Genomic DNA, 12,168 nt, shown 5'->3' on the forward strand with positions numbered 1-12,168 from the left:
AACGGGACAGTTCTTGATCCCATTTGGCCAGTTGTGGTATAGACCTGCCGTCCCCGGCGGCGCTAGTTTCACTCACACTCACCTCACAGACCACGCACAGCAGGGGGAAAACAACGATGCGCCGCACAAGGACCCGCCTGGGTAAAGGGCTGGGAGCACTCATAGCCACCGCGACGGCCGCCGTGGGCCTGGCCGCCACCCCGGCCGCCGCCACCCCGGCCGCCTCCGGGCAGACGGTCCAGCCCGGCCAGACCTGTACCGCAGCCGATCTCGGTACCCGCCACCCGATCATCAAGAGCGCCGAAGTCACCCCCACCATCACGCACTTCAAGGGCTGGTACGTCACCGAAGGCTCGACCGGCAACCAGAGCGTCAACACGAACACCACGGAGACCATCTCCGTCTCCGTCGGTCTCAACGGCAGCGTTCAGGGCAGCTTCGCCGTCGAGGCCCTCGGCTCCGTCGGCGCAAGCCTGGGCTTGAACGTCCAGGTCAACTACACCCACACATCCAGCACCTCCCAGTCGATCTCGTGGAACTTCCGCCAGCCTGGCTACTACGGCCTGTACGAGGGAACGAAGAAGGTCACCGGCACCTACGGCAGCCTCAACTGCAACCGCTCGGATGCGGGCGGCCTGAAGTGGACCGAGGGCCCCGACACCGGCAGCTACACCACCTTCACCACCCTCGAAGAAGGCGCAGTGCGCTGCGAGGACAAGGTCCCCGCCAACAGCATCATGCGCAAGGCACAGGGCCTGTTGGACTGCGACTCCCCCGCCGCCACCACGAAGCACCCGGCAGGGCCCATCCCCTCGGCCAAGGCCGACCAGGCCAAGCACGACGCCGACAACGCCGCAACAGCCGCCAAGGCCGCCCAGAGCATGAAGGCCACCCCGGCCGCCAAGCCCGCCCCGCGCGCCGCCCTGAACTGCCAACCCGGCGCCTACAAGATCGACGTCCCCGGCAAGCCCCTGAACTGGAGCGCACCGCTCCTGGCCAACGACGGCATCCGCCTGCGCGAATCCACATTCTTCAGCGCCCACCTGGACAACTGGCGGCTGTGCAACGTGACGGAGCACAACGGGGTGATCGAAGCGTCCCTGTGGAACTGGGGCAACGGCGGATGCGCGACCATCCCGGCGAACATCGCCAACCAGGAGCAGGCCTACCTGACAACGACCACCTGCGGGGAGGACGACCTCCAGCGGTTCTACATCTACCGCGACGTACCCGGCAGCTCGAAGATCGGTCTACAGAACAAGTACACCGGCTCCATGATGGGCCACGACCGGTACGCGGACGGGGAGCTCATCCGCCAGTACTCCAGCGGCAGGCAGGACGGCACGGGTACGTACACCCTGACCGGAGTCTGACAGCCCCCACCCCGTGAGCGCGGCCCCGCACGTGAACCCCCGGCCTCCCGGTTCCGTGCGGGGCCTTCCACGTCTCTACCCCGAGCCCGGCCTCGGGGACCGGTGCCCGCGGCTGAATATCCCCTGTTGGACGCGGCGAGCCCCTGCCAAGGTGGTTCGCGCTTCAACCCGACGACAGAATCGATGTCAACTCATGTGTATACGAGTCCTGTTGACGGTGGCCAACGAGTTCTCGTCTCGGTTCGTCACCGACCCATCAGACGGGCCCTAGTCGACCGTCGCCCTGGCCGTCTGCCCGACCGCGGCCGCCCGTGCGGCCGACAGGTCGGTGCAGCGGATCCCGCCGCCGGGGTACCACTCCAACACCGGCCCCACCGCGTCGCCGTGCTCGGCGCACCAGGAAACGGGAACCACGCCGCCGCAGTCGTGCCGCCTGCACACGCACCCCTCGCCCGGACCCGAGTACGCGACGCCGTGGCGGACCACCCCGCCCGCCGGCCCTTTCCTCGGCATCGAGCCCGCCAGCAAGGACGAGGAGCCGAAGCCGCGCACCAGCCAGGCCGACAAGTGGGCCACCCCGGAGCGAGTCGAGCAGCTTTCCAAGGTGGGGATGCGCTGGGCGTAGAGCGCGTCGTCGTCCTTGTAGCCGGTGTCTCTCCGCAGTGTCTGCCCTGAGGGACGGGGACGGGCTACTGGGCTGGGCAGGGTGATTCTGCCCAGCCCAGCGGCCTTCAGGTCAGCCGAAGTCGAATGTCTCCTGCACTGGGAGCGTCGGGCCCGGGCGGGGCGCTGGCACGCCGTCCGGGTGCGCCGTCTTCCAGCGCGCAGCCAGATCGGCCTTCCAGCCCTTCGGCGGAGGCCATGGAACGCCCCAGGCCGCGAGCTGTGCCCTGCTGTAGCCGCCCTTGGGCGAGCGGGCGGCCTCGACTTCTTCAGGCGACGGGAGTTCGGTCATGGATGTTGAACCTTCACATGTGGGAGTGGTCCCTCGATGCTGTGCTGGAGGCGGGAAAGGTCCGTTTCCTTGTCCAGCCGCAGCCATCCCTCAGGTAGCGGGGTGTTGGCATGCGACGGCGGTTCTGCACCGACAGGAGCGAAGAACATCTCGGCGGGTTCTTCCCACGTTGTCGACGTCAAGGCGACCCGCTCGTCGAAGACCTCCTGCCGGAGTTGCAGAAGACCGTCCTCCCGCAGGGCTCGGATGTAGTTGAGGAGCTCGATCGTTCCAACCATGGCCCATGCAACCAGTGGCACCGCAGCCCGGAACCGGTCTTGTAGCCCGAAGGCGTCGCCCTCCTGCCGCCGCTCCGTGTCGTGGTGCACCACGTCCCCGTAAATCCAGGCCATGGCAAGCCTGTGCTCGTCGAGATCGTGGTCCTCACCTGTAGCCGTGTTAGTGACCATGACTCGGTAGGCCGCTTCTGCTGGTGTAGAGGGGGCCACCCGTGCCCGCCACTCAGCACGCGCTGTGCGTACCCATGCAGCGTCGTACGGCGATGCTCGGCAGGAGTAGCCCAATGCGTTCAGCGCCTTCATGTGGAAGCAGTCCTCGGTCTCCAGGAGGATTGGCCGGATCCGCGCCGCAGCGGACTCGACTACCTCCTCGGGCGGCAGCTCGTGCCGGATCCTCACTTCGCCGTTGGCGAAGCGGCGGACCTCGATCTTCATGCGGGTGAGGTCCACGAGTGCATCCCAGTCAGCTGCGAGGGAGTGCTCTTCCACACGCCGAGCACGTACCACGTACGCCTCAAGCCAACGTTGCTGCTTCCCCTCAAGGTTCTCTGTCTGACCGCGTCCCACGTGCCCCCCTCACATCCACAACAGCATGACGCGGCGTTCCCCATGCATCCACCCAATTCGGCAGAAGCGCCGCCGTGAGCTGCTGATCAGGGTGTGTCGCCGGACCAGTCCCAGCGGTTCCGCTCGCCGGGGCGCGGGTCGTACAGGGCCCGGCCGCCGGCGCCGAACTGTCCGAGCTCGGTCATCAGCGCGGCGCCGGTCTGGATCTCGTCGGCCGTCCAGCCGGTGATGTCGAGGAGCAGCCCGTCGAGCGGGCCGCCGACGAGCTCCGCGCAGTCCCGGCCGGGCCTCCCGAAGGTCGCCCACACAGCGAACGGTCCCCCGTACGGGCGGCTCGACGGGCACCTGCCTCCGGACGGCCGGAGGATCAGTGCGGGGACACGCGACGGGAGCCGATCAAGGATGCCGAACACCGCCGGTCGCTCGAAGAGGGCGCGCATCGTCCTGTCAGGTGTGCTGCTCCTCGCCGGGGTCGTCTCGACCGGGTGCAGCGGCGAGGCCCGCGACGCCGGGCAGGGGCCTGGAGCAGGGCCCCGCCCCCAGGCGGCGCGCTCCGGCAGGGTCACCGTCGTCTACGAGGCCCAAACGGTCAAACCGGAGGACCGGGAGGCCGTGGCACTGATCCGGAACTCCCGCGTGCTGGAGCGTACGGCCGACTGGGTGAACAGATCACTCACCCTCCCGCACGACATGGTCGTGAAGGTCACCGACGCCGTGCCGCCCGGCGTCACCGACGCCGTCACCCAGCCCGACGGCAGGACGATCTTCGTCCCGCCACCGTTCCTGACCGAGATCGAGAAGGCCCTCGCCGACGTCGTGAAGACCGTCGAACGGCCCGCCCCGTTCCCCGCGTCCGAGTACAACACCGACGACCTGACCGTGCTGTCGACCGAATTCATCTTCGGCCACGAGATGGGCCATGCCCTGCAGCGCCAGCTCCTCCTGGCCAACCTCGGTCTCGAAGAGGACGCGGCGGACGGCTTCGCGTCCTTCTATACCGTCAACGAGGTCGGGCCGGGCCCGTCGCTGGCCGCCGCGATCCTCTTCGACGAGATCGCACGCAAGGAAGGCACGCCGACCCTGGAGGGCATGTCGAGCGACCACCCCGTTACCCAGCAGCGGGCCTTCAACTTCCTGTGCTACCTGGAGGGCAGCGACCCGAAGAAGTACCAGCAGTCCCTGGTCGACAGCGGCTATCTCCCGAAGACCCGCGCCCCCCTCTGCCCACAGGCGTGGGCAATGCTGGACTACGGCTGGTGGACCCAGCTCCAACCCCACTTCAGCGGGGCGTTCAGGGCCCAGGGTGCCGAGGAGCAGAAGAAGGCGCACGGGCGGCTGGTCGCGGAGACACAGGCTCTGGCGAAGCGCATCGACGAGATCCGCAGCGGTCAATGAGGTAAATGACGCGTACCCCGTCGATCTCGTCCGCGTAGTCGCGCAGCAGGGTTCCGGGGACTATCGCGGGATCGGCGCCGAGGCGGTGTACAAGGCTCCACCAGCAAGATCAATATCCGCACACCGGCGCCGAACGGGGGAACAGGGGAACAGGGGAACAGCGAGTGTCCGAGACTTCCGTGTCCATCAAGTCCAACAAGGCCGTAGCCGACGGCTCCAAGATCACCATCTCCGGCATCATGCGCGGCTACTTCGGACGGCCCGCCCGGATCGTCAGCATCGAGGTCACCGCCGGGCAGCACGGCACCGGTGACAACGCCCCCGCCGGAGCCGCCCGCAAGGACGGCTTCAAGGTCACCGCCGACGCCCCCTCCAGTGACTGGTCCGTCACCATCAACTCCAACAACAACACCCGGCCCGGCACCTTCACCCACGGCGCGGCGGTCTCCGTTCAGGTCAAGGTCATCGACGCCGACGGAGACGAAGTCGGCGGCGAACAGACCATGCTCCAGGTGTACGGCCCCGCCGCCGCCGAAGCCGTAGCAAAGGCCAAGGCGGCCGCCAAGGCTGCCCAGCGGCGCGTGGCCCTCGCGGCGACGTACAGGCTCAACGAGGAGCAAGTAGCCAAGCTCGCGGCGATCGACGACGAGGCCCTGTCCTGGACCGAGGTAGGAGAGCCGGCGTCGACCTCCACGCGGTCGGACATGTCGCTGCTGAACGAGATCGGCGCAAGCACGGACGGTATCGACGCGTTCACTTTCACGCGCTGAGTACCGCCTTCCATGCCCGGTCCGGCTACGCCGTCCACGGCACCAGCAGGCTGTTCTCCCCCGAACTCTCCTGCCTGCCGTTCCGAGCTCGGCGCTCGCCCCTGCAAGTGCCTGCGCCGCCGGCGGCGCCTTGACCAGAACAGTGGAGCCCAGATCAGCCTTGGGCTGATAGCGGCACCCGAGACGGACCGGTGGGTGGGCGGTCAAGGAGCGTGGCGAAGAAGCTGGCGAGCAGGGGCTGGGCGCGGTCGCGGTCGCGGAGTTCGTCGTGGCCGAACCGGAACACTTCGTAGCCGCGGAACTTCAGGTCGCGGTCCCCGGACATGGTGGCGGCGTATTTCGCGCTGTCGGGCTCGGTTCCGCGGTTGCGGGTGTAGTGCTGCATGCCGTCGACCTCCAGTACCACCCGCCGGGTGCCCGGGAGCAGCATGAGGAAGTCCATCCGGAGGTTGGGCCTTGACCCCGGATTTTGGACACCGGAGAGACTTGGATCTTGATGGTCCAGGAGAACGGAGTCCCCGTGGGGATGAAGCACTACCCCGCCGAGTTCAAGGCGGACGCGGTCGCGTTGTACCGGTCACGGCCAGGAGCGACGATCAAGTCGGTCGCCGCTGATCTCGGGGTGAACACCGAGACGCTGCGGAACTGGATCCGGGCCGCCGACGGCCGCCGCCCCGACACCCCGATCGCCATCCCATACGGCATCTACGATCTGGGGCGCGACAGTGGCTGGGTGAACGTGGGCACCGACCGGAACACCGCTGCCTTCGCAGTGGAATCCCTGCGCCGCTGGTGGACGGTCCAGGGGTGCCTCGACTATCCCGGAGTGGACCGTCTGCTGGTGACCGCCGACTCCGGCGGGGCCAACTCGGCCGACTCCCGCCTGTTCAAGATGGGCCTGGCCGGCCTCGCCGATGAGTACGGCCTGATCATCACCGTCATGCACTTCCCACCAGGTACTTCAAAATGGAACAAAGTGGAACACCGGCTGTTCTCCCGGATCACCCACAGCCTGCGCGGGCAACCTCTGACCAGCTACGAAGTGCTGCTGGAGACCATCTCGGCCACCCGCACCAGCACCGGTCTGACCGTCGCGGCCGCACTGGACGAGAACGCTTATCCCACCGGCCGCGTCCTCTCCCGGGCCGAACGCACGAGCGCCGACCGGCGGGTCAGACGCGACGACTTCCACGGCGAATGGAACTACACCATCGTCCCACAGGCCACGGACCAGCATCTTTCAGAAGGCCTATACGACGAGTCGGGACCACCGGTCCCAGCCGAGGCCACCCTTCTCCTCACCCACCCCGCCCTGACCGGCCTGACACGCGAAAGATTCGACGAGCTCGCCCTCAAGCTCGAACCGTGCCGCCAGGTCCTTGCCGAAGCCCAACGCCAAAGGGAGGGGCGAGACCGGCGAGGCCGTAATCCCGGCTTCGGCATCCTCGACCACCGCCACCGCATCCTGGTCGCTCTGCTCAGAAGCCGCAACACCGTCACCCTGACCCTGATGGGCAAGATCCTCGGCTACGACCGCAACACCCTGAGCTACCACGCCACGACGAGCAGGCCACTGCTGGCCTTCGCCGGAACCGATCTCACTCCCGCCCTCACCCCACGAACGCACCCGCCCCGCACACTCGAAGCCCTGCAACACGTGATCGAACACCACGACAACAACATCAACTCACGCAGTAGTTGAATTACGGCTCCTCACCAGCGCGTCTCTCCCGCGAAATACCGGGCCGCCTTGCGGAGGATGTCGCGCTCTTCCTCCAGCTCGCGAATCCTCTTGCGGGCAGCGGCCAGCTCCGCCTGAACGCCGTCACCGCCCGCCCGCGCAACGGCCGGCGGCGAGGAGTGCGCGCCGGGGCGGTGCCCGTCGGCGGCCCGGATCCAGTTCCGCAGCGTCTCGGTGTTCACCCCGAGATCAGCCGCGACCGACCTGATCGTCGCTCCCGGCCGCGACCGGTACAACGCGACAGCGTCCGCCTTGAACTCGGCGGGATAGTGCTTCATCCCCACGGGAACTCCGTTCTCCTGGACCACCAAGATCCAAGTCTCTCCGGTGTCCAAAACCCGGGGGCAAGGCCCCAACTGGGCTGCCCCATCGTGTGATTGCCTCGCTCACCGGTTCGGGAACGCGGGTGATCGCCCTGGACGTGCACCGCGCTATCCGTCGGACATGACGGACGCGGAATGGGCCCTCGTGCGCGACTGTCTGCCGGTGCCACTGTGGCTGGAGGGGCGCGGCGGGCAGCCGGAGGGGTACTGCCACCGACAGATGTTGGACGCTGTTCGCTATCTGGTGGCGGGCGGCATCACCTGGCGAGCGATGCCGGGCGGCTTCCCGGCGTGGGACCGCGTCTACGCCTTCGCGCGGCGGTGGCGTGTGAGGGCTTGCTCGCGGAACTGCACGACCGGTTGCGCGGCCTGGTCCGCGAGGAGGCCGGCCGCGATCCGGAGCCGACCGCGGCGGTGATCGACGCGCAGTCACTGCGGGCGGCGGCCACGGTGCCGGCGGCCACCCGCGGCTACGACGGGGCCAAGAAGGTGCCGGGGCGCAAGCGGCACATCGTGGTCGACTGCCTGGGGCTGCTGCTGGCCGTGATGGTCACCGCGGCGAACGTGACGGACCGGGACGCCGGGATGCCGCTGCTGGAACGTGTCCGGGCCTGCTATCGCAGGATCGTCCTGGTGTTGGCCGACGGCGGCTACGCGGGTCGTCTGGTCGGCTGGGCGAAGCAGCAACTGGGGCTCGCTCTGGAGATCGTCAAGCGCAGCGACGACGCCTCGGGGTTCGTGGTACTGCCCAGACGCTGGGTGGTGGAACGCACGCTGAGCTGGCTGATGCGCTCGCGGCGCCTGGTGCGCGACTACGAGACGCTGCCCGCCGTGCATGAGCAGATGGTGCTGTGGTCGATGACGATGCTCATGAGCCGCCGGCTGGCCCGGCGGCGAGCGTGAACCGTCCCGAGGTGGGTTCGGGCCTTCATCCGTGAAGGCCCGAACCCACGATCGAGGGCGTCATACAGCACGATCTGGTTCGCGGAACGGTTGAGGATCCGCAGCACGCGATGCCCACGTGGCGTCCCGGCTCCCCCCGGACACATACGCGCCGAATACAGAGGTATCGAGATCCTTGAGGGACTCCAGTACCAGAGTGGCAATCGCAAAGCGAGGATCGCAGCGATCAGCGGCCTCGGGAACGGCGACGACCGTCATCTGGGCTGACACGCCAGCGAGGACGCCGTTGAGCGAGTCCTCGATCACAATGCATTCGTCGGGTGACGCGCCGAGGGCGGCGGCTGCGCGGAGATAGGCGCCCGGGTGGGGTTTGCCGTGTTCGTCGCCTTCGGCCGAAAACACGGCATCGAAAGATCGGTCAAGGCCGGTGCTCGCGAGCGCATGCCGAATCACCGACTCCGGCGAAGATGACACGACGGCCATCGCCCTCGATGCACGCGCGCACGCCGCGACGGCGTGTTCGGCGCCGGGTTTCAGCGCCACTCCCTCCAGCCCACGGCACACGGCGGCCACGATCTGCTGCTCGACGTCGTCGGGGTCGGCTTGAATGGTGGCCCGATCGAACCAGTAGGCCACCATGTCCCTTTGCCGCAGTCCGCGCGTCGCCGCCTGCATCTCCGTTGTGAGGTGCAGGCCAAGCGGACCGAACACTTCACGCTTTGCCGCGTCCCAGATCGGCTCGGAGTCGATCAAAAGGCCGTCTAGGTCGAATAGGACAATCGGTTGCATTGGTTGCTCTTTCGTTGGCGGTCACGCGAGGACGAGACCGAGTCGCTGCCCCGCCGTGCATGAGCAGATGGTGCTGTGGTCGATGACGATACTCATGAGCCGCCGGCTGGCCCGGCGGCGAGCGTGAACCGTCCCGGGGTGGGCTCGTCGGCCCAGCCCCGGTCGGCCAGCCGCTTCATCTTCGACCGAACTCCTTCCACACTTGCCGGAACCGGCTCCAGTCCGAGTACAGCAGTGATCTCCTGACAGGACATCACTGGCTTCCCGCCGGATGCTTGTTCGGTGAGCGTGGCGAGGATGCGCTGGTAGTGGGGAGCGAGCGCGTCCATGGAAAGCGCGGGACGCCACACCGGGACGATCGAGCCCGATCGCGCGGCCCTCGGTAGGGGAACCTCGGCGGGCGCGTTCGTCGCGGGCTCCGACCCGGAAGACTCACCGGCTCCCGGGCCAGCTTCACCTGCCTGTCCGGGCCGCGGCCCGGACAGAACCTCGCCAACGCGCTGCCGGGCGATCAGCCACTCGTGCCAGGCCGTCTCCGCTTCGGCGAGCTCAGCGAGTACCCGGTCCGCCACCTCCCGAAGCTCCTCCACGCGCTCACGCGCGGCCAGCTCCCGCTCCTCCAGGAGACCCACCACCGACGCCATCCCGGCACCTCCACCAACGAGACAACCCAACGGCCTGAGCATGCCTCGCCATGCCGGCATCATGCCTGAACTGCGGAAACCTGCCGATCAAGTTCGGTACGACAACGGCTTCTCATTCCTGGCGAGCGAATCGGTCGAGTGCCTTGAGTACATGGGCGCGGGTTGTGTCGCTGCCCAGATGGCCTGCGTTGCCGACGATGGTCAGCTCGGCATCGGGCCAGGCGCGGGCGAGTTCCCATGCGGTGTCGAGCGGGCCGGCCAGGTCGAGTCTGCCGTGGACCAGCACGCCCGGGATGCCGGCCAGCCGGTGTGCGTCGCGCAGGAGTGTGCCTTCTTCCAGCCAGGCGCCGTGGGAGAAATAGTGGGAGCAGATGCGGACCAGGGCCAGTTGCGCGGTCGGCGGGCGGTCGCCGTAGGGGTTGGAGGTGCCGTTCGTTTCCCCGGACAGGACTGCGTCCTCCCAGGCGCACCAGTCGGCTGTGGCCTTCTCTCGTACTGCGGGGTCGGGATGTTCCATCAGGCGTGCGTAGGCCGCGACGATGTCACCGTCACGCGGTGTGCCGCCAGCTCCCGCTAGGAAGCGTTCCCACTGCTCGGGGAAGAACCGGCCCGCCCCGCGGTAGAGCCAGTCGATCTCGGAGCGCCGGGTGGTGGTGACGGCGGGGATGACGATCTGCGACACCCGCTCCGGGTACGTCTCGGCGTAGGCCAGGATCAGGGTGGAGCCCCACGAGCCGCCGTACAGCAGCCAGCGGTCGATACCCAGGTGCTCCCGCAGCCGCTCCATGTCGGCGATCAGGTGCTGAGTGGTGTTGTGCCGCATGTCGGTCGTGGGATCGCTCGCGTTGGGGGTGCTGCGGCCACAGCCGCGCTGGTCGAACAGGACGACCCGGTAGCGGTCCGGGTCGAAGTACTGGCGCGCCCCGGTCCCGCATCCTGATCCTGGACCGCCGTGGACGACGAGTGCGGGCTTGCCGTCCGGGTTGCCGCAGACCTCCCAGTACACGAGGTTGCCGTCGCCGACGTCGAGCATCCCCTTCTCGTACGGCTCGACCGGTGGGTACAGCTCGCTCATTTTTCGGATCTCCTGGCAGCTAAATGTGGACAAGGCCTTGTAGTAGACAACACGGCCGAGGTGACTCCGGCACCTGCACGATCGGCGGGGCTGGGCTCTCGGCCAGCGCCTACTGACACGCCTCATGTGGCTGACCACTGACAGCTCGTGCCGTTAGCCACTGACGTTCTGGTGTCGTCCGTCAGAGGAACGGGCCGCAGCCCCGGCAATCCATATCCCCAAGATCCACAGGGACGCCCCTGTCATGAACGGCTCAGGAACAGGTACTGAAAGAGCGTTTTGTCCTGTCGATGGTGTTTGGTTCGAATCTGGGTGGGTGGCTGAGGCGGCTGGTTGTGGTGTTAAGCGTGTGGCTGGTGACGGCTGCTGCAGGTCTGTTTCGGTCCCTTCGCTCCTGTCTGATCCCAAGGCGCCCCCGCTCACCCCTGTTTGCGCCCTGTCTTGGGCCGTCGGCCGGCAGTACTACCGAAACATGCGCCAACGACCGCGGCCTTATCCCAGTGACCTGTCCGATGCCCGGTGGGAACTGCTCGAACCGATTCTGTCGGCCTGGCGGGCCGAGCGGAGAGGAAAGGGCCTGGATATCGGCCGGCCGCCCGAGCACGGCCTGCGTCGGATCATGGACGCCGTCCTCTACGTCGATCGAACCGGGATCCCCTGGCGGTACCTGCCGCACGACTTCGCCCCGTGGGAGACGGTCTACGGCTACTTCGCCGCCTGGCAGAAGGACGGCGTGTTCGAGCAGCTCAACGGCCTCCTCCGCCGACTAGTCAGGGAGGCCGAGGGCCGGGATGCCGAGCCGACCGCTTGCGTGCTGGACGCCCAGAGCGTCAAGACCTCCGCGAACGTGCCCGCCACCGGCCAGGGCATCGACGCGGGCAAGAAGATCGCAGGCCGTAAACGCCACATCGGCGTCGACACCCTTGGCCTCCTCCTCGCCGTCCTCGTCACCGCCGCCAGCGTCTCGGACAACGTCGGCGGCATCCACCTGCTCTCGAACATCGCCGCAGCCCACCCCCGCATCACCAAGGCCTGGGCCGACACCGGCTACCGTAACAAGGCCATCGACCACGGCGCCCGCCTCGGCATCGACGTCGAAGTCCTCCACCGCGACCCCACCCAGAAAGGCTTCAAGGTCATCCCGCGACGCTGGGTCGTGGAGAGGACTTTTGGATGGCTCATGCACCACCGCCGGCTCGCCCGCGACTACGAGGCCCACCCGCACCGCTCCGAAGCCATGATCCACCTCGCGATGATCGACCTCATGAGTCGACGCCTCACCCGCGAATCCACACCGAACTGGCGCGACAGCTGACCCCTTTACCAAACACCATCGACAGGACAAAACGCTCTTT

16 protein-coding genes are annotated in these 12,168 nt (G+C 67.6%); 7 read left to right on the forward strand and 9 right to left on the reverse strand.

Translation table 11 applies throughout. From position 1 onward, the window contains the following. The first annotated feature begins 116 nt into the window (after positions 1-116). A complete protein-coding gene (locus ACGFYQ_RS40490; RefSeq protein WP_393752145.1) occupies positions 117-1,373 on the forward strand; it encodes a hypothetical protein in 1,257 nt (418 codons plus the stop codon). Between the two features lie 267 nt (positions 1,374-1,640). Here ACGFYQ_RS40490 and ACGFYQ_RS40495 read toward each other — a convergent pair whose 3' ends face one another. The 4 genes from ACGFYQ_RS40495 to ACGFYQ_RS40510 form a co-directional block, all read right to left on the reverse strand. Next, positions 1,641-1,940 carry a hypothetical protein gene (locus ACGFYQ_RS40495; protein ID WP_393752147.1) on the reverse strand — a complete coding sequence of 100 codons (300 nt, stop codon included), beginning with the start codon at positions 1,938-1,940 and terminating at the stop codon, positions 1,641-1,643. Between the two features lie 169 nt (positions 1,941-2,109). After that, on the reverse strand, positions 2,110-2,328 hold the full coding sequence (locus tag ACGFYQ_RS40500; protein WP_393752149.1) for a hypothetical protein: 219 nt from the start codon (positions 2,326-2,328) through the stop codon (positions 2,110-2,112). Further along, positions 2,325-3,056: a hypothetical protein gene (locus tag ACGFYQ_RS40505; protein ID WP_393752151.1), complete on the reverse strand. Its 732-nt coding sequence runs from the start codon at positions 3,054-3,056 to the stop codon at positions 2,325-2,327. The genes ACGFYQ_RS40500 and ACGFYQ_RS40505 overlap by 4 nt, the downstream gene beginning before the upstream one ends. A 203-nt stretch (positions 3,057-3,259) precedes the next feature. Then, on the reverse strand, positions 3,260-3,481 hold the full coding sequence (locus tag ACGFYQ_RS40510) for a hypothetical protein (protein ID WP_393752153.1): 222 nt from the start codon (positions 3,479-3,481) through the stop codon (positions 3,260-3,262). 94 nt (positions 3,482-3,575) lie between these two features. On the opposite strand from ACGFYQ_RS40510, the gene ACGFYQ_RS40515 reads away from it, so the two are divergent. Both ACGFYQ_RS40515 and ACGFYQ_RS40520 read left to right on the forward strand, forming a co-directional pair. Further along, positions 3,576-4,568, forward strand: a complete 993-nt coding sequence (locus ACGFYQ_RS40515) for a DUF4344 domain-containing metallopeptidase (RefSeq protein ID WP_393752155.1) — start codon at positions 3,576-3,578, stop codon at positions 4,566-4,568. Between the two features lie 164 nt (positions 4,569-4,732). Beyond that, a complete protein-coding gene (locus tag ACGFYQ_RS40520) occupies positions 4,733-5,338 on the forward strand; it encodes a hypothetical protein (RefSeq protein ID WP_393752157.1) in 606 nt (201 codons plus the stop codon). Positions 5,339-5,492: 154 nt separating this feature from the next. Here the strand turns inward: ACGFYQ_RS40520 and ACGFYQ_RS40525 are convergent, their stop codons facing one another. Continuing rightward, positions 5,493-5,780 carry a hypothetical protein gene (locus ACGFYQ_RS40525; RefSeq protein ID WP_393752159.1) on the reverse strand — a complete coding sequence of 96 codons (288 nt, stop codon included), beginning with the start codon at positions 5,778-5,780 and terminating at the stop codon, positions 5,493-5,495. Between the two features lie 84 nt (positions 5,781-5,864). Between ACGFYQ_RS40525 and ACGFYQ_RS40530 the strand changes: the two genes are divergently transcribed. Then, positions 5,865-7,040 carry an ISAzo13 family transposase gene (locus tag ACGFYQ_RS40530; RefSeq protein WP_393752161.1) on the forward strand — a complete coding sequence of 392 codons (1,176 nt, stop codon included), beginning with the start codon at positions 5,865-5,867 and terminating at the stop codon, positions 7,038-7,040. 11 nt (positions 7,041-7,051) lie between these two features. Here the strand turns inward: ACGFYQ_RS40530 and ACGFYQ_RS40535 are convergent, their stop codons facing one another. Continuing rightward, positions 7,052-7,387 (reverse strand): transposase, encoded by a 336-nt coding sequence (locus ACGFYQ_RS40535; protein WP_393752173.1) that lies wholly within the window; start codon positions 7,385-7,387, stop codon positions 7,052-7,054. Positions 7,388-7,523: 136 nt separating this feature from the next. Here ACGFYQ_RS40535 and ACGFYQ_RS40540 point away from each other — a divergent pair, with 136 nt between their 5' ends. Then, positions 7,524-7,820 (forward strand): transposase, encoded by a 297-nt coding sequence (locus ACGFYQ_RS40540; protein ID WP_393752163.1) that lies wholly within the window; start codon positions 7,524-7,526, stop codon positions 7,818-7,820. Then, positions 7,739-8,305 carry an IS5 family transposase gene (locus ACGFYQ_RS40545; RefSeq protein ID WP_393752165.1) on the forward strand — a complete coding sequence of 189 codons (567 nt, stop codon included), beginning with the start codon at positions 7,739-7,741 and terminating at the stop codon, positions 8,303-8,305. The genes ACGFYQ_RS40540 and ACGFYQ_RS40545 overlap by 82 nt, the downstream gene beginning before the upstream one ends. Before the next feature lie 60 nt (positions 8,306-8,365). Here the strand turns inward: ACGFYQ_RS40545 and ACGFYQ_RS40550 are convergent, their stop codons facing one another. The 3 genes from ACGFYQ_RS40550 to pip all read right to left on the reverse strand — a co-directional run bounded on the left by ACGFYQ_RS40550 (position 8,366) and on the right by pip (position 10,813). Next, positions 8,366-9,094 carry an HAD family hydrolase gene (locus tag ACGFYQ_RS40550; RefSeq protein ID WP_393752167.1) on the reverse strand — a complete coding sequence of 243 codons (729 nt, stop codon included), beginning with the start codon at positions 9,092-9,094 and terminating at the stop codon, positions 8,366-8,368. A gap of 92 nt (positions 9,095-9,186) precedes the next feature. Beyond that, entirely contained in the window at positions 9,187-9,738 is a 552-nt protein-coding gene (locus ACGFYQ_RS40555; protein ID WP_141632045.1) for a hypothetical protein, read from the reverse strand. A 112-nt stretch (positions 9,739-9,850) separates the two neighbouring features. Next, a complete protein-coding gene (pip, locus tag ACGFYQ_RS40560; protein WP_393752169.1) occupies positions 9,851-10,813 on the reverse strand; it encodes a prolyl aminopeptidase in 963 nt (320 codons plus the stop codon). 472 nt (positions 10,814-11,285) lie between these two features. Between pip and ACGFYQ_RS40565 the strand changes: the two genes are divergently transcribed. After that, a complete protein-coding gene (locus ACGFYQ_RS40565) occupies positions 11,286-12,128 on the forward strand; it encodes an IS5 family transposase (RefSeq protein WP_393752171.1) in 843 nt (280 codons plus the stop codon). Positions 12,129-12,168 lie beyond the last annotated feature (40 nt).

The sequence above is a fragment of the Streptomyces sp. NPDC048258 genome (genome assembly GCF_043201995.1).
In the GTDB taxonomy this organism is placed as follows: domain Bacteria; phylum Actinomycetota; class Actinomycetes; order Streptomycetales; family Streptomycetaceae; genus Streptomyces.